Origin of the sequence: Metapseudomonas boanensis, assembly GCF_042232855.1 — a bacterium.
Lineage (GTDB): Bacteria > Pseudomonadota > Gammaproteobacteria > Pseudomonadales > Pseudomonadaceae > Metapseudomonas > Metapseudomonas boanensis.
In genome coordinates this window covers 938,248-954,737 of record NZ_CP113889.1, presented here as the reverse complement: position 1 = coordinate 954,737, position 16,490 = coordinate 938,248, and the positions used below count along the sequence as shown (strand labels likewise).

Annotated in this window: 17 protein-coding genes; 8 read left to right on the top strand and 9 right to left on the bottom strand. The window is 64.9% G+C overall.

Going from position 1 to position 16,490, the window contains the following annotated elements; genetic code table 11:
* Positions 1-33 precede the first annotated feature (33 nt).
* From OXH74_RS04440 to OXH74_RS04430, 3 genes are read left to right on the top strand one after another with little or no spacing between them, the layout of a single operon-like run.
* Complete coding sequence (locus OXH74_RS04440) at positions 34-945, top strand: ABC transporter permease (RefSeq protein ID WP_375740230.1); 912 nt, start codon at positions 34-36, stop codon at positions 943-945.
* The gene (locus tag OXH74_RS04435; RefSeq protein ID WP_215370896.1) at positions 945-1,757 is read left to right on the top strand and encodes an ABC transporter permease; all 813 of its coding nucleotides are present in this window, start codon (positions 945-947) and stop codon (positions 1,755-1,757) included. The genes OXH74_RS04440 and OXH74_RS04435 overlap by 1 nt, the downstream gene beginning before the upstream one ends.
* An 18-nt stretch (positions 1,758-1,775) precedes the next feature.
* Positions 1,776-3,245, top strand: a complete 1,470-nt coding sequence (locus OXH74_RS04430; protein WP_375740229.1) for an aldehyde dehydrogenase family protein — start codon at positions 1,776-1,778, stop codon at positions 3,243-3,245.
* 94 nt (positions 3,246-3,339) lie between these two features.
* On the opposite strand, the gene OXH74_RS04425 is transcribed toward OXH74_RS04430, so the two are convergent.
* From OXH74_RS04425 to OXH74_RS04410, 4 genes are all read right to left on the bottom strand, one after another.
* On the bottom strand, positions 3,340-3,804 hold the full coding sequence (locus OXH74_RS04425; RefSeq protein WP_375740228.1) for a PAS domain-containing protein: 465 nt from the start codon (positions 3,802-3,804) through the stop codon (positions 3,340-3,342).
* A gap of 3 nt (positions 3,805-3,807) precedes the next feature.
* On the bottom strand, positions 3,808-4,815 hold the full coding sequence (locus tag OXH74_RS04420) for a response regulator (protein WP_375740227.1): 1,008 nt from the start codon (positions 4,813-4,815) through the stop codon (positions 3,808-3,810).
* Positions 4,816-4,911: 96 nt separating this feature from the next.
* Positions 4,912-6,138 (bottom strand): TIGR03862 family flavoprotein, encoded by a 1,227-nt coding sequence (locus OXH74_RS04415; RefSeq protein ID WP_375740226.1) that lies wholly within the window; start codon positions 6,136-6,138, stop codon positions 4,912-4,914.
* A gap of 152 nt (positions 6,139-6,290) precedes the next feature.
* Positions 6,291-7,211, bottom strand: coding sequence for a histone deacetylase (locus tag OXH74_RS04410; RefSeq protein WP_375740225.1), 921 nt, complete (start codon positions 7,209-7,211; stop codon positions 6,291-6,293).
* Between the two features lie 69 nt (positions 7,212-7,280).
* Between OXH74_RS04410 and OXH74_RS04405 the strand changes: the two genes are divergently transcribed.
* From OXH74_RS04405 to OXH74_RS04390, 4 genes are read left to right on the top strand one after another with little or no spacing between them, the layout of a single operon-like run.
* Positions 7,281-7,841, top strand: a complete 561-nt coding sequence (locus OXH74_RS04405) for a GNAT family N-acetyltransferase (RefSeq protein WP_375740224.1) — start codon at positions 7,281-7,283, stop codon at positions 7,839-7,841.
* Positions 7,838-9,442 (top strand): SagB/ThcOx family dehydrogenase, encoded by a 1,605-nt coding sequence (locus OXH74_RS04400; RefSeq protein WP_375740223.1) that lies wholly within the window; start codon positions 7,838-7,840, stop codon positions 9,440-9,442. Before OXH74_RS04405 ends, OXH74_RS04400 begins: the two co-directional genes overlap by 4 nt.
* A gap of 31 nt (positions 9,443-9,473) precedes the next feature.
* Positions 9,474-10,343: an acyl-CoA thioesterase II gene (tesB, locus tag OXH74_RS04395; RefSeq protein ID WP_375740222.1), complete on the top strand. Its 870-nt coding sequence runs from the start codon at positions 9,474-9,476 to the stop codon at positions 10,341-10,343.
* 51 nt (positions 10,344-10,394) lie between these two features.
* A complete protein-coding gene (locus tag OXH74_RS04390) occupies positions 10,395-10,988 on the top strand; it encodes an HAD family hydrolase (protein WP_375740221.1) in 594 nt (197 codons plus the stop codon).
* Between the two features lie 88 nt (positions 10,989-11,076).
* Here the strand turns inward: OXH74_RS04390 and OXH74_RS04385 are convergent, their stop codons facing one another.
* The 3 genes from OXH74_RS04385 to OXH74_RS04375 all read right to left on the bottom strand — a co-directional run bounded on the left by OXH74_RS04385 (position 11,077) and on the right by OXH74_RS04375 (position 13,361).
* Positions 11,077-11,943, bottom strand: a complete 867-nt coding sequence (locus OXH74_RS04385) for a neutral zinc metallopeptidase (protein ID WP_375740220.1) — start codon at positions 11,941-11,943, stop codon at positions 11,077-11,079.
* A gap of 69 nt (positions 11,944-12,012) precedes the next feature.
* Positions 12,013-12,867 carry a PhzF family phenazine biosynthesis protein gene (locus OXH74_RS04380; RefSeq protein WP_375740219.1) on the bottom strand — a complete coding sequence of 285 codons (855 nt, stop codon included), beginning with the start codon at positions 12,865-12,867 and terminating at the stop codon, positions 12,013-12,015.
* Between the two features lie 59 nt (positions 12,868-12,926).
* Positions 12,927-13,361, bottom strand: coding sequence for a DUF411 domain-containing protein (locus tag OXH74_RS04375; protein ID WP_375740218.1), 435 nt, complete (start codon positions 13,359-13,361; stop codon positions 12,927-12,929).
* Positions 13,362-13,512: 151 nt separating this feature from the next.
* On the opposite strand from OXH74_RS04375, the gene OXH74_RS04370 reads away from it, so the two are divergent.
* A complete protein-coding gene (locus tag OXH74_RS04370) occupies positions 13,513-13,899 on the top strand; it encodes a DUF4345 domain-containing protein (RefSeq protein WP_375740217.1) in 387 nt (128 codons plus the stop codon).
* Between the two features lie 63 nt (positions 13,900-13,962).
* On the opposite strand, the gene trmA is transcribed toward OXH74_RS04370, so the two are convergent.
* Complete coding sequence (gene trmA, locus OXH74_RS04365; RefSeq protein ID WP_375740216.1) at positions 13,963-15,057, bottom strand: tRNA (uridine(54)-C5)-methyltransferase TrmA; 1,095 nt, start codon at positions 15,055-15,057, stop codon at positions 13,963-13,965.
* Entirely contained in the window at positions 15,057-16,349 is a 1,293-nt protein-coding gene (locus OXH74_RS04360) for an NCS2 family permease (RefSeq protein ID WP_375740215.1), read from the bottom strand. The genes trmA and OXH74_RS04360 overlap by 1 nt, the downstream gene beginning before the upstream one ends.
* Positions 16,350-16,490: the final 141 nt, after the last annotated feature.

Genomic DNA, 16,490 nt, shown 5'->3' with positions numbered 1-16,490 from the left:
GTGGCCGCTCCCATGAACCGTAGGGAACCCTCCATGAACGTCGCCATCAGCACTTCTGCGCTGGCCGACGCGGGCCAGACTGTGCCAGTTGCTGGCCAGAGCCTCGGCCGGCGCGTCACGCTGCTCCTGCTGTTGCCATCCACCTTGTGGTTCCTGCTGCTGCTGCTGATGCCGCTGGTGATCATTCTGGTGTTCAGCCTCGGCGAGCGCAGCCCGGTGGGCGGCTACGCCGCCGCCCTGACGCTGGACAACTACCTCAATCTCGGCTCGCGGGCCAAGGCTTTCTACAACACCCTGGTCCTCGCGCCACTCGGTACCCTGGTGTGCCTCGTGGCAGCTTATCCGCTCGCATATTTCCTGGCGGTGAAGGTGCAGCGCAGCCGATCTTTGCTGCTGACGCTGGTCATCGTGCCGTTCTGGACCAGCTTCCTGATCCGCACCTACGCCTGGATCTTCATCCTCGGCGGCAAGGGTATCCCGGCGCTGTTGGCTTTGGTCGGTCTGGAAGACGTGCGTCTGATCAATACCCCCAGCGCAGTCTTGATCGGCATCGTCTACGGCTATCTACCGCTGATGGTGTTTCCCATCTACGTCAGCCTGGAGAAGCTCGACAAACGGCTGCTGGAGGCCTCGTCCGACCTTGGCGCCAGCGCCTTCGAAACTTTTCGCCGGGTGACCCTTCCGCTCTCCGCGCCAGGGGTTATCACTGGCGCCATGCTGGTGTTCATCCTGCTCATGGGCGAGTTCCTGATTCCCGCGATTCTCGGCGGCGGTAAGGTGTTCTTCGTCGGAAATGCGCTGGTGGACCTTTTCCTGCAATCGCGCAACTGGCCCTTTGGCAGTGCCGTTGCCATGACACTGGTGGCGATGATGCTGGCCATTATCGCCCTCTACCTGAAGCTGGTGGCGCGCTTCGGCAAGCGTTCGACAGAGGGGATGCTCTGATGTGGCTGCGCAGTTACTCCACTTCGCTCTACCTGTTCCTCTATGCGCCCATCGCGCTGATCATGCTGTTCAGCTTCAACGCCGGGCGCAGCGGGCTGTCATTCGAGTGCTGTTCGACACAATGGTTCGGCCGCGCCTTCGGCAACGCGTTCATCATGGAGGCGCTTGGCACCAGTGCACTGATCGCCTTCTGCTCGGCGCTGATTGCGACGCTCTTCGGCACCCTCGCCGTGTTCGGCCTGGAGCGGGTGGGCAAGCGTGTGCGGTTGTTCTTCGACGCCCTGACTTACTGCGCCATCATTATTCCCGGCATCGTCATCGGCATCGCCACTCTGATCGCCTTCATCAGCCTTTTCGAGCTGGTCAATCCACTGCTCGACTTGTTGCTGGGAGCTGGCCTGCCGCGTCTGCGCATGGGGTTGTTCACGGTGATCGCGGCGCACTCGCTGTTCACCATGGCGCTGGTGATGGTCATCGTCCGTACCCGGGTCGAAGCCCTGGACAAAGCCCTGCTCGAAGCCTCCGCCGACCTCTACGCGCCACCGCTGGAAACCTTCCGCCGGGTGACCCTGCCACAGATCGCCCCGGCCATCCTCGCCAGCTTCCTGCTGGCCTTCACCTTCAGCTTCGACGATTTCATCATCGCCTTCTTCGTCGCCGGTTCGGAAACCACCCTGCCGATCTACATCTTCTCGTCGATTCGCCGGGGCATTACCCCGGAGATCAACGCCATCTCCACGGTGATCATCTGCGTCTCGCTGGCGCTGCTGTTCACCTCCCGCTACCTGCAGAACCGCCGCAGCGGCGCCTGAGCGCCCATGGAGCAAGCCATGCGTGACCAGCTGTACATCAACGGGCAATGGGTCCGCCCTGACCTGGGCGGTTACTTCGATGTGATCGACCCTGGCAACGGCGACCTGATCCAGCGCGTGCCAGCCGCCACCGAGGAAGACATTGACCATGCCGTGCATGCCGCTCGCCAGGCGTTCACCCGCGGCTGGGGGCAAAGCACTGGCGCCGAGCGCGCTGCCTGGCTGGAGGCCCTGGCCGATGAACTCGATCGTCGTCGCGATGCCCTGGCCGTGCTGGAGGTGCGCGACAACGGCAAACCGCTTCCCGAGGCGCAGTGGGACATAGCCGATGCCATCGGCTGCTTCCGCTATTACGCCGAGCTGGCACGGGAGCTGGATGACCGCCAGGACCAGCCGTTGGCACTGCCGGACGAACGTTTCAGCTGTCGCATCCGCTACGAGCCGGTAGGCGTGGCCGGGCAGATCATCCCCTGGAACTACCCTTTGCTGATGGCGGCCTGGAAGGTCGCCCCAGCGCTGGCCGCGGGCGCCACCTGCGTGCTCAAACCGTCGGAGCTGACGCCGCTGACAGCGCTGGAACTGGCGGGTGCCGCCGAGCGCATCGGCCTGCCGTCCGGCGTCTTGAACGTGGTTACGGGGCTGGGCAGCGAAGCTGGGGCCCCGCTCAGCCAGCATCCGGGGGTGGACAAGCTGGCCTTCACTGGCAGCGTGCCGACTGGCTCGAAAATCATGTCGGCGGCGGCGGTTGACATCAAGAACATCAGTCTGGAGCTCGGTGGCAAGTCGGCCTTCATCGTCTTCGACGACGCCGATCTCGAAGCGGCGGTGGAGTGGATCATGTTCGGCATCTTCTGGAACCAGGGCCAGGTGTGCAGCGCGACGTCGCGTCTGCTGGTGCAGGAAGGCATCGCCGCGAAACTGCTCGAACGCCTGGTGGACGAAACCCGGCGCATCACGATCGGCCCCGGCCTGGAACGTGGCGTGCTGCTGGGCCCGCTGGTCAGTGCGGGACAATTCCAGAAGGTCATGGGCATGATCGAACAGGGCAAGCAGGAGGCGAACCTGCTCACCGGCGGCAAGCGGCCGCCGCACTTGTCGCACGGTTTCTTTGTCGAACCGGCGATCTTCGACGAACCTGGCGAGAACAGCCGCATCTGGCGTGAGGAAATCTTTGGGCCAGTGCTTTGTGTGAAGCGCTTCAAGACCGAGGCCGAGGCCCTGAAACAGGCGAACGACAGCCGATATGGCCTCGCAGCAGCGGTGATGTCGAACGATCTGGAGCGTGCTGCGCGGGTTGCCAACGGCCTGCGTGCGGGCATCGTCTGGGTCAACTGTTCGCAACCCACCTTCACCCAGGCTCCCTGGGGAGGCATGAAGCAGAGCGGCATTGGCCGTGAGCTGGGGCGCTGGGGCCTGGACAACTACCTGGAGGTGAAGCAAGTCACCGAGTACCGCAGCCGCGAGCCGTGGGGGTGGTACATCAAGTAGGCAGGAGCTACCGCTTTTCCTGTGGGGGCGAATTCATTCGCCAAGGGCTGCGAAGCTGCCCCTTCGGCATCTGCCGGGCAGCCGTGCGGCCCGCTCAGCGATTGAAATTGCCCGCACAGGAGGCATCCAGCCGCTTCTTCAAGCGCGCCACTTCGGTCACGTCATAGATCACCAGGCACACCCGCTCCGACTTCCCTCCGGCAGTCGCCAGCGGCAGGAAGGTGACGTTCTGATACATGAAGTCTTCTTCTCCGGTGATCGGCCGGTAGTTCTCGAAGCGCAGCAGGTACGGGCGTTGCTCCCACAGGCTGAAGGCGCGGGTGCCTAGTTCCAGCACGGTTTCGACCTTCCGCCGCAGCCAGGTCTGATCGATTTCGGGGAAGAGCTCGAAGAGGTTACGGCCATTCACTCGGTCCGGGCCCAGGCAGGAATGGTTTTCCATGAACCCGTTCCACACCTCCACGCGGAACTGGCGGTCCAGCACTACGACGCCGACGTCCATGCACTGAACGATGTCGAGCAGCCAGTGGAAGTCTTTCAGATCGATCTTTGCCGGCATGGGTCAGTCCATCAGATAGTGGATTTTCCGGGTCAGGCGCGCGATGGAGGTTTCGGTGAACAGCAGCAGCAGGTCGAAGTGCAGGTCGTGGCCTTCGATCACGTAGCTGATCTCCACCGCCAACGTCTTGCGCCAGCGTCGGCTGTTGAGCTGGAACAACCGCTCGACGGACGCGTGCTGCCCGAGCAGTTGAGGGTGGCCCTGGGAGAAGCGCACATCGATCTGTTCCGCAATGCCGGACAAGCAGGCACCGATCAGGATGCTCGCCAGATCCAGCAGCATTTCCGCTTGCTCCGCTTCGCCATTGGGTCGCAGGTCCAGCAGGCGCGCGATCTCTTCGCTCTCGGCGTCATGGCACAGCAGCAGCGCCTCACCGGCGATGGATTCGCCGATGAAGCCCTGGCACACCGCACTGAGACGTTCGCCGCGCTGGGCATCGGCCAGGGCCATGTGCAGCTCGCTGACTTCGAAGAGATTCACGTTAGGTACCGGCAATCGCACGAAGACGCCGAGTACCTGGGCCAGCAGCGCGGCCGCGCGGCCCATGGCGACGTTGCACACTTCACGCAAGGCATCGCGGAAGTTCACCTGTAGATCCGGAGTGGCGCGTCCGGGCACACCGGTGATCGGTGAGCCAGCAGGGGCAGGGCGCAGTAGGCCTACTGCGATCAGTGCTTCGCGCAGTTCATCGGGATCGGCGGGCTTGCTGATGAAGGCCAGGGCGCCCAACTCGTGTACACGGCGCTGGGCTCCTTCCTGGACATCGCCGGAGACCACGATCACCTGGCTGGCCAGGCCTTCGGCGCGTAGCTGCGCGAGCACCTGATAGCCATCCATCAACGGCATGGTGAGGTCCAGCAGCACCACGCGGCCGTGACCCTTGCGGATGGCAGCCAGTGCTTCCTGGCCATTGCTGGCCTGGGTGATATGGACCGGCCAATCCAGCGGTAGCGCGCGGATCAACTGCTTGCGCGCCATCATCGAGTCGTCACAGACGAGAAGGGGAATCACATTGAGGGCACCGCATGCAGGTCAGGCTTTTGGGCAAGCATAGACGCTGGCCGAAGCGCGGCGGTTACCACGCGGTGCCATCAGAAAGGCCGGTCGTCAGCGGCGTGCCAACCACTCGAGGACGCCCAGGCCGGCGGCGCGGCCACTGGCGAAGCAGGCGGTGAGCAGATAGCCACCGGTGGGCGCTTCCCAGTCCAGCATTTCGCCCGCGCAGAACACGCCGGGCAGCTGCTTGAGCATGAGGTTGGCGTCCAGCATGTCGAACGGAACGCCACCGGCTGAGCTGATGGCTTCGTCCAGCGGGCGCGCTTTTACCAGCGTCAACGGCAACGCCTTTATGACAGCCGCGAGGCGGGCCGGATCAGCGAAATCGTCCTTGGACGCCAGTTCGCGCAGCAATCCGGCGCGGGCACCGTCGATGCCGAGCTGGCTGTGCAGATGCTTGGCCATCGAGCGCGAGCCGCGTGGCTTGGCCAGGGCCTTGGCGACCTTCTCCTGCGGCTGGCTGGGCAGCAGGTCCAGGTGAATGGTGGCGCTGCCCTGGGCGTTGATGCGATCACGGATGGCGGCGGACAGCGCATAGATCAGGCTGCCTTCCACCCCCGTGGCGGTGAGTACAAACTCGCCCAGGCGTGGTGGCTGGTCACCCAGGCGGATGGCCGTCGACTTGATCGGTGCGCCGGCGAACTTCTCCTTCAGCAGCGGGCTCCAGGCCTCCACTTCGAAGCCACAGTTGCTTGGTTGCAACGGGACGACAGGCACCCCGCGCGCTTCGAGCACGCTCACCCAGGCGCCATCGGAGCCCAGCCGTGTCCAGCTTCCGCCACCCAGGGCCAGCAGGCAGGCATCGGCGGCGACGCGGGTTTCACCCGCGGCGGTGGCGATACGCAACGCGCCCTGGTCATCCCAGCCCAGCCAACGCTGCCGAGTGTGGATAACCACCCCCTGCTCGCGCAGGCGCTTGAGCCAGGCGCGCAGTAGCGGCGCGGCTTTCATGTCGGTGGGGAATACCCGGCCGGAAGTGCCGACGAAGGTCTGGATACCGAGGTCGTGGATCCACTCGCGCAGCTCCTCGGCGCCGAAGCCTTCCAGCAATGCGGTGATCTCATCGCGACGTTCGCCGTAGCGAGCAAGAAAGGCGGTCTTGGGCTCGGAGTGGGTGATGTTCATGCCGCCGACGCCGGCCAGCAGGAACTTGCGCCCGACCGAGGGCATGGCATCGAACAGCTCCACCCGCGCACCTCCCAGGGCCAGCACTTCTGCGGCCATCAATCCGGCAGGGCCGCCGCCGATGATGGCGACGTGGGGGGCGGTGTGCGTCATGGCTGGCTGTTCGTTGGTAGCGGGAGGCGCGCATTTTACTGCACGGCAGCTTCACTCAGGTAGGTTGGGCCGGGCGGCGCTCCGCTAAGCGAAGCCCAACTCAACCTCGGGCACCCGGACTTGCTGGGCTTCGGCTGTGGCGAAGCGCCAACTTACTTCATGTCCAGGTCGTCCCAGACGCGCCGGGCGCTGTGATGCAGGATGCCGTGGCGGCGGGCGAGGGCGGCACGGTCCTTGTCGTAGCCGCCACCAATCAGGCCTACCACCGGAATGTCGCGGCCCAGGCAATGGCGGATCACGCTCTCGTCGCGCGTGGCCACGCCGTCATCGGTGAGATGCAGGTAACCCAGGGCATCGTCCTTGTGCACATCCACGCCGGCGTCGTAGAGCACCAGGTCCGGCTGGTAGAGCGGCAGCAGATAATTCAGCGCATCGTCCACCACTTGCAGATAGTCGGCATCGCCCATGCCCATGGGCAGCGGGATGTCCCAGTCGCTTTCGGCCTTGCGCGCGGGGAAGTTTTTCTCGCAATGCAGTGAGACGGTGATCGCGTCAGGCGTATCAGCGAGCAGGCGCGCGGTGCCATCGCCCTGGTGCACGTCGCAATCGAAGATCAGCACCCGCTGCACCTTGCCGGCTTCCAGCAGGTAACGGCTGACCACCGCGAGGTCATTGAATATGCAGAAGCCGGCTGCGTGGTCGTAGTGGGCATGGTGGGTGCCGCCGGCCAGGTGGCAGGCCAGGCCATGCTGCAGAGCCTGTTCGGCGGCCAGCAGCGAGCCACCCACCGCGCGTATGGTGCGCTGGGCCAGCAGCTCGCTCCAGGGCAAACCGAGGCGGCGTTGCTCCTCACGGCCGAGTTCACCATCGAGGAAGCGCTGGATATAGGTCGGGCAGTGGGCGAGGGCGAGCACTTCGCGCGGGCAGATCTCCGGCCGCAGCAGCTGCGCTTCGGTAGTCACGCCGCTATCCAGAAGGTGCTCGTAGAGCAGTCGGAACTTCTCCATGGGGAAGCGGTGCTCCGCCGGAAACGGCGGACTGTAGTCATCGTGGTAGACCAACGGCAGGAACATCGATCGGCACTCGGGGTGGCACGTGCGGCAGTATGATGTGGCCTTCGCGCCGCGCTCAAGAGAAAGCCCGTGTCCCTGATCGAATTGCAAACCCCGCGCCTGTGCCTGCGTAGATGGCGCGACGATGACCTGCCGGCCTTCGCCGCGCTGAATGCCGACCCCGAGGTGATGCGCTTCTTTCCCGGCTGCCTGAGCCGAGAGCAGAGCGATGCACTGGTCACGCGCATCCAAGCGCACTTCTTAGAGCATGGCTTCGGCCTCTGGGCCCTGGAGCGGCGTGATAGTGGCGCCTTCATCGGCTTTACCGGGCTGCTGCAGGTGGGGTTCGAGGCACCATTCGCCCCGGCAGCGGAGATTGGCTGGCGCCTGGCTCGTGAGCACTGGCATCAGGGGCTGGCCAGCGAGGCGGCGCGTGCTGCGTTGACCTTTGCTTTCGAGGGCCTGCTGCTGCCTGAAGTGGTGTCCTTCACCGTGCCGGGCAATCTGCGCTCGCGGGCACTAATGGAGCGTATCGGACTTCAGCGCGACCTGGACGGTGACTTCGAGCACCCGCGCCTGCCGGAGGGCCACCCGCTGCGCGCGCATGTACTTTACCGGCTGGGCCATGCCGAATGGGAGGCAGCGCAATGAGCGATGCCGTGCGCGCCTATCACGAACTCAGTAAGCACCGGCCGGACCGTTTCGCGCCGGGCCCGGGCCAGTTGCACTGGGCCACCCAGCCGGCGCCATTCCGCCGCTATGCCGGCACCCGGTTGGTCGAGCTCTGGCATCGCCCGCTGGAGGAGTCGCCGGCTTACGACGTCGTGTTCGCCGCACCCCAGGGCAAGCCTGTGGAACTGAACCACGAGAGCCTGTCGCAGCTGCTGTACGACAGCCTGGCGATTTCCGCCTGGAAGGAGGCGGGGGGCAACCGGTGGGCGCTGCGGGTGAATCCGTCGTCGGGCAACCTGCATCCCACGGAGGCCTATCTGCTGTTGCCACCCGGCGCCCTGGAGGCGGGTGGCCTGCTAGCCCACTACGCCCCCGACGCCCACGCCCTGGAGATTCGCAGCGAAATGCCACCGGCCCTCGGTGCGCAATTAGGCGCGGCGCTGCCGGCGGGCGGCTTCCTCCTCGGCCTGGCCAGCATTCCCTGGCGCGAGGCCTGGAAGTACGGTGAGCGGGCATACCGTTATTGCCAACACGACCTCGGTCATGCCTTGGCGGCCGTGACCATCGCCGCCAGTGCTCAGGGTTGGCAGGTCCGTTTGCTCGGTAGCGTTGCCGAGTCGCGGCTGGATGCGCTGCTCGGACTGGATCGGGACGGCTTCCATGAGCAGGAGTTTGCCGACGCGCTGCTCTGGATCGGGCCTGCGCAGGAGGCGGAGTTCGTCCTGGACCGCATGCTTCTCGACGCTTTGTCTGCCCTGGAGCTGTCCGGCACACCGAACCGCCTTTCTCGCGAGCAGCGGCACTGGCCTGAAATGGAGCGGGTTCATGACCTGTGCCGGGCGCCCGCATTGCCCGCAGCCTGCTGGAAGGCTGAACTCGGTCCCAACGTTGTGGATAACCCAGGTTTGCCCTTGCGCCCGCTGTTGCACCGGCGGCGCAGCGCGCAATCCATGGACGGCCGCAGCGGTATCCAGGCCGAGCTGTTAATGGCCTGGCTGCGTCGGCTGATGCCGAACCAGTCACCGGTGCCCTTCGCCACCCTGGGACCGCCGCAGGTGGATCTGCTGCTGTTCGTCCATCGTGTCCAGGGCCTGGCACCCGGCCTCTACTGGCTGGCCCGTGGCGCTGCGTCTGAAACGGAATTGAGCGCCGGGCTGCGCGAGGATTTCCTCTGGCAGCGGACCAGCACTGATTTGCCGCTCTACCGCCTGCTGGAAGGCGACGCCAGAGGCCTGTCGGGCTTCCTCTCCTGCGGCCAGGACATTGCCAGTGACGGCTGCGTGGCTCTGGCCATGCTGGCACGCTTCGACGAGGCGCTGGAGCCAGGTCCCTGGTGCTATCCGCGCCTGTATTGGGAATGTGGGCAGATTGGTCAATTGCTGTACCTGGAGGCCGAAGCCGCTGGCCTATCGGGCACCGGCATCGGATGCTATTTCGATGACTCGGTACATGAATTGCTTGGTTTGGCCGACAGCCGTTGGCAAAGCCTTTACCATTTCACCCTGGGCCGCGCGCTGTGGGACGAGCGCCTGACAACGCTGCCGGCCTATCCTGAATTACGACGGTCACCCCGCCCATGAGCGCGGTACCAGCCTTGCAGAGGAGAATTTCATGACCCAGGTGCTCGACGAACTGGTCGCCCTGCTGAGCCTTGAATCCATCGAGGAAAACTTGTTCCGTGGCGTCAGCCAGGACCTCGGCTTCCGTCAATTGTTCGGTGGCCAAGTGCTCGGGCAGTCGCTATCCGCCGCCAGCCAGACGGTGGAAGCCGAACGACATGTGCATTCGCTGCACGGCTACTTCCTGCGCCCGGGCGATGCCAGTCTGCCGGTGGTCTATTCGGTGGAGCGGGTGCGCGACGGCGGCAGCTTCAGCACCCGCCGTGTCACTGCCATCCAGAAGGGCCAGCAGATATTCACCTGCAGCGCCTCGTTCCAGCAGGACGAAGAGGGCTTCGAGCACCAACTGAGCATGCCGCAGGTGCCGGGCCCGGAGAACCTGCCCAGCGAGCTGGAAATCGCCCGACAGAACGCCCATCTGTTATCCGAGCGGATCCGCGACAAGTTCCTCTGCGCGAAGCCCATCGAGATCCGCCCGGTCACTGCCGAGAACCCCTACGACCCCAAACCAGGCGAGCCGATCAAGCATATCTGGTTCCGCGCCGACGGCAGCCTGCCGGACATTCGCGCCATCCATAAGTACATCCTCGCCTACGCCTCCGACTTCGGCCTGCTGACCACCTCGATGCTGCCCCACGGCGTGTCGGTGTGGCAGAAGTTCATGCAAGTGGCCAGCCTCGACCATGCCCTGTGGTTCCACCGCGACCTGCGTGCGGACGACTGGCTGCTGTATTCCATGGACAGCCCCTGGTCCGGCAATGGCCGTGGTTTTTCCCGGGGCAGCATCTTCAACCGCGCCGGCCAGTTGGTGGCCTCGGTGGCCCAGGAAGGCCTCACCCGCCTGCGCGAAGACTGGAAGTAACGCCGGAATGCGTTAGGCTCCGGCGCTCGACCTGGATTGCGGAGAGTTGTGATGAGCCTGGCGCAGTTTCGCCATTGGGTATTCGACATGGACGGCACCCTGACGATTGCCGTGCATGATTTCGCGGCGATTCGCCGAGCCCTCGACATCCCCCCGGAGGACGACATCCTCCACCACCTGGCGGTCCTGCCCGAGGACGAAGCCAGCGCCAAGCACGCCTGGCTGCTGGAACACGAGCGGGAGTTGGCCCTCAACGCCCGCCCCGCACCGGGCGCCCTGGAACTGGTGCGGGAGCTGCGTGGACGCGGCTGCCGGCTGGGCATCCTCACGCGTAACGCCCATGAACTGGCCCTGGTGACACTCGAGGCCATCGGCCTGGGCGACTGCTTCGCCACCGAGGATGTCCTCGGCCGCGGCGAGGCACCACCCAAACCCCACCCCGGTGGCCTGCTGCACCTGGCTCAGCAATGGCGGGTGCTTCCTGAAAGCATGGTGATGGTTGGCGACTACCGCTTCGACCTTGACTGCGGCCGGGCTGCTGGGACCAGGACGGTGCTGGTGAACCTGCCGGAGAACCCCTGGCCGGAGCTGGCGGACTGGCATGCGCGGGATTGTGGGGAGTTGTTGGCGCTGGCTCGACTTTGAGTTGGGATCGGCCTCCCTCACCCCCGCCCCTCTCCCGGAGGGAGAGGGGCGGGGGTGAGGGAGGCTTCAGGCCGTGCGAATCTTTCGCTCAAAGCCTCGCCGTCGAAAACGTATCGCACCTCCCCACCTGGCCCTGCTCGAATCCGATCTTGAACCAGCGCACCCGCTGCGCCGAGGTGCCGTGGGTGAAGGAGTCGGGCACAACCTGCCCGCGCGTCTGGCTCTGCAGGCGATCGTCGCCGATGGCGTTGGCAGCGTTCAGGGCTTCTTCCAGGTCCCCGGGCTCCAGCCAGTCAAGGCGTTTCTGCGCGTGGTGAGCCCAGACGCCGGCCAGGCAGTCGGCCTGCAATTCCTGGCGCACCAGCAGCCCGTTGTCGCCTTCGATGCGTTCGCCGCGTTGGCGTGCGGCGTTGACCTTGGCGGAGACGCCCAGCAGGGTCTGCACGTGGTGACCCACTTCATGGGCGATCACGTAGGCCTGGGCGAAGTCGCCGGCGGCGGCGAAGCGCTGGGCCATCTCCTCGAAGAAATCCAGGTCGAGGTAGACCTTGCGGTCGCCCGGACAATAGAACGGACCTACGGCCGACGAGGCAAAGCCACAGGCGGACTGCACGCCGCCATTGAACAGCACCAGGGTCGGGTCCTGGTATTGGCGACCCGAGGCCTGGAAGATGGCCCGCCAGGTGTCCTCGGTGTCGCCGAGGATCGCGCGGACGAACTCGCGCTCGTCCGGCGTGCCGCTGGGATTCGCGGACTGTTGCTGTGGGTTGATGGCGGCGCCTTGCTGGGTGACCTGTTCGAGGATCTGCAGTGGGTCTTCACCCATCAGCAGGGCCACCACCACGACGATGGCTATCCCGCCCAGGCCCAATCCCTTGCCGCCACCCAGGCGCATTCCCCCGCTGCTACGACCATCTTCCACGTTGTCGCTGCGTCGTGCCCGTTGCCAGCGCATGGCCGCTCTCCCTCAACCCTTCGAGCTCTTGAGTGTCGTCGCTGGCAGCGTGGGTCGCCAGCCCGGTCGTCAGGCCAGTTCCTCAGGCGATGGAAGCAGGTGTGCGTGCGCGAGCAACTGCACACTTCCACCGACCTGCACCCTGCCGTCTCTGGTAACGCGGACATCGAGCCGGCTTGGCCGGTCGAGGAAGCGCCCCTGCGCAAGGGCAAAGGGTTGGTCGCGCTGCTCCAGTCCTTGAGCCACCAGCCAGGCGGCCACCGGGCCGGCCGCACTGCCGGTGGCGACGTCTTCGACCACGCCGAGCGGATCCCAGGTGCGACCTTCGCGGGCGTCGACATCCAGCAGGAAGACGAATGCCGCTCCGAGCCGGGCCAGGTCGTCGTCCAGCAACTGTCGTTGTTTGGCGGCTGCCAGCCCGGCCGGAGTCACCGGCAGTAGCAGGTAAGGCAGGCCGGTGCTGACCACTTGCGGCAGGTAGCGGTGGTCGCGCTCGCTGCCGAAGGCGGCGGCGAAGGCGGCGGCCATTTGCTCATCGAGGGTCTGGCCGAATTCGGCCTGGCCCTGATCCATTTCCGCATAGAAGCCTTTGCCCTCGCGGCGGGTGGCGATGCTCACGCGTTTGTTGGGCAATTGCAGCTCCCATGCGGCGCTGTCTTCAATCGCATGCAAGTGATGCAACAGGGCAGCAGCACCGAGAATGGGGTGCCCGGCAAACGGTAACTCCTCTTCCACCGTGAATACCCGGGCGGAAAAGCTGCGTGGCGATGCGCCTTGCTCCAGGAAGATCGACTCGAACTGGCGCAGCTCGCGGGTCAGGCCCTGCATGGCGGTTGTGGATAACCCGCAGGCGGCGGGGAACACCGCCAGACCATTGCCGGCCAGCACGCGTTCGGCGAATACATCGACTTGCCAGTAGTCCATATCGGCTCCGGAAATGCGGACGGCCGCCGAAGCAGCCGTCAGAGTGAGGGGGATTGGTATCAGTGGGTGGGATAGTCGCTCAGCACGCTTTCCTCACCCTTCTGCGAAACGCCTATCACTTGGTAGGCATCGTGGCGGTCGCCCATCTCCATCCCCGGCGAACCCATTGGCATGCCGGGAACGGCTGCGCCCAGCAGGTCCGGGCGATCCCGCAGCTTCAGAACATCGCTGGCCGGTACGTGGCCCTCGACGAATTTGCCGTCCACCACGCCCGTATGACAGGAGCCCAGCCGATGCGGCACGCCGAATCGGGTCTTCACCGCAGCTATATCGGTTTCGACGTGGTCGCGCACCTGGATGCCGTTGGCCTGCAGGTGGCTGATCCAGGCCTTGCAGCAGCCACAGTTGGGATCGCGGTAGACGTCCATGGTGACAGGGTCCGCTGCCTGGGCGATGCCCGCCAGCAGGGTGCCGAGCAAAAGGAAGGAACGCATCGGTGACTCCTAGCGACCCGGAGGCCGGATCGTCTGGTGGGAAGGAGCCCCAGCATAGCGCCACCCTGCCAGTAGCCCAAGTTTCGCCTTGTGTCAGGTTTTTCCAGCCCGACTAAGCTGATGCCAGCAACCAATCCGGGAGGTCGGCGGCATGTACTTCACCCGCGTACTGTTAGCCTTGCAAGCGCTGATTTTGACCATCATCGGCCTGGCCTACTTCATTCGCCCGGAGGAAATGGCCAGCTACAGCGGGATGCTGCTGATGGGGCCGGCAGCGGTGACGGATGTGCGAGCCTACTACGGCTGCCTGCCGCTGGGGCTGGCGGCCTTTCTACTGCTGGTCCAGCTGCGGCTGCAACTGATGCGTGCGGCGTTGGACCTGCTGGTGCTGATCTACACCGCCCTGGCCCTGGGGCGCGTCAGCGGGCTCTGGCTGGATGGCAGCCTGCAGCAAACCTTCAACCTTTATGCGCTGTTGTTCGAGGTGGTGTCGGCGGGGTTGGCGTTTGTGGCGTTGCGGAGGCTGGAGGGGCGGTAGGCCAGCCCTCACCCCCGCCCTCTCCCTGAAGCGGAGAGGGGAGGGGGTGAGGGCCAAGGGAGCTTAACGACGCTCCAACAACACTCCGGACTCCATATGGTGCGTATAGGGAAACTGGTCGAACAACGCGCAGCGGGTCACCTGGTGGGTGTCGTTGAGCTGGGCGATGTTGGCGGCAAGGGTCTCCGGGTTGCAGGAAATGTAGAGGATACGGTCGAAGCGGCGGGTCAGCTCGCAAGTGTCCGGGTCCATGCCGGCGCGTGGCGGGTCGACGAAGACGCTGCCGAACTCGTAGCTCTTCAGGTCGATGCCGGCCAGCCGGCGGAAGGGGCGGACCTCGTTCAGCGCCTCGGTCAGCTCTTCTGCGGAGAGGCGCACCAGAGTGACGTTATCCACCGCGTTGTCGGCGAGGTTGGCCAGGGCGGCGTTGACCGAGGTCTTGCTGATCTCGGTCGCCAGCACCTTGCGCACGCGGGTGGCCAGCGGCAGGGTGAAGTTGCCGTTGCCGCAGTAGAGCTCCAAGAGGTCGTCACTGCGCTCGCCGAGCACGTCATAGGCCCAGCCGAGCATCTTCTGGTTCACTTCGCCGTTGGGCTGGGTGAAGGCGCCTTCCGGCTGACGGTAGCGGAACAGGCGACCTGCGACAGTCAGTTTCTCCTCGACGAAATCGCGACCGATGACTATGCGCTTGCCCTTGGAACGGCCGACGAGGCTCACGCCCAGGGTGGCAGCGAGCTTTTCGGCTTCGGCCTGCCAGGCATCGTCCAGAGGGCGGTGGTAGCAGAGGGTGATCAGCGCATCGCCGGCCAACGTGGTGAGGAATTCCACTTGGAACAGCTTGAAGCTCAGCCCCTGGCTCGCCTGCCAGCCGGCTTTCAGGCGCGGCATCAGCTCATTGATGCGGCGGCTGGCGATGGGGAAGTCGTCGATCAGTATCGGGGTGAACTTGTCCCCAGCCTCGAACATGGCGTAGTGACGGTTTTCGCCACCCGTCTCGCGCCACAGGCGGAATTCGGCGCGCAGGCGGTAATGCTCGCGCGGGGACTCGAAGACTTCCGGCTCCGGTGCGTTGAACGGTGCCAGCAGCGCCTTCAGACGCTGTGCCTTCTCTTTGATTTGGACGGCGTAGGCCGCCGGGTCGAACTGGGGACGACTCATCAGTGGAAGAAACCCATCTTGATAACGAAGAGCACGGCGAGGATCACCAGCGCCGGGCTCAGTTCCTTGTAGCGGCCGGCCAGGGTCTTGATCGCGGCCCAGGCAATGAAACCGAAGGCGATGCCGTCGGCAATGGAATAGGTGAACGGCATGGCCAGCGTGGTGATCAGCACTGGCGCGGCAGTGGTCAAGTCGTTCCAGTCGATTTCGGCGAGGCCGGAAGCCATCAGCACGGCGACGAAGAACAGCGCCGGCGCAGTGGCGAAGGCCGGCACACTGCCCGCAAGCGGCGAGAGGAACAGTGCCAGCAGGAACAGCACGGCGACCACCATGGCGGTAAGGCCGGTGCGGCCGCCGGCACTGACGCCCGCAGCGGATTCGATGTAGCTGGTAGTGGTAGAGGTGCCCAGCAGTGAACCGCCCATGGCCGCGGTGCTATCTGCGATCAGAGCGCGGCCCATCTTCGGCATGTAGCCGTCGGCGCGCATCAGGCTGGCTTTCTTGGCTACGGCGATCAGGGTGCCGGAGTTGTCGAACAGGTCGACGAAGAGGAAGGCGAAGATCACGCTGACCAGGCCGATTTCCAGCGCGCCCTTGATGTCCAGCTGCAGGAAGGTGGGGGCCAACGATGGCGGCATGGAGAAGATGCCGCCGAACTGCGAGACGCCGAGGACGATGCCGGCGATGGTCACGGCGAGAATGCCGATCAGTACGGCGCCGGTGACCTTGCGCGCTTCCAGGGCGACGATAAGGAAAAAACCTAGCACGGCGAGGATCGGTTCGGGTTTGGTCAGGTCGCCGACGGTCAGCATGGTCACCGGATGGGCGGCCACGATACCGGCCTTCTGCAGCGCGATCAGTCCGAGGAACAGGCCGATACCCGCGGCAATGGCCGAACGCAGCTCAAGCGGGATGCTGTTGATGATCCATTCGCGGATCTTGAAGATCGACAGCAGGAAGAACATGCAGGCGGAGAGAAACACTGCGCCCAGGGCCACCTGCCAGGTGTGGCCCATCTGCAGCACCACGGTATAGGTGAAGAAGGCGTTGAGGCCCATGCCGGGGGCCAGGGCGATCGGGTAGTTGGCGATCAGCGCCATGGTGGCCGAGCCGATCGCGGCGGCCAGGCAGGTGGCGACGAACACAGCGCCCTTGTCCATGCCGGTCTCGCCAAGGATGGCTGGGTTGACGAAAAGGATGTAGGCCATCGTCAGGAAGGTGGTCAGACCTGCCAGGACCTCGGTGCGTACGTTGGTGTCGTGCGCCTTGAGTTGGAACAGCTTCTCCAGCATGTTGGGGCTCCCCGTGACGCAACGCGTCTTATGTTATGCAGCTGGCAAAAGCAAAGCACAAAAGCACGGGCCCAGGCGGGTCTGCCTTTTTTCTGCCAGTCTGAAAAAAGGCGCGCATCATACCAGCTCACCCCGGGGCGG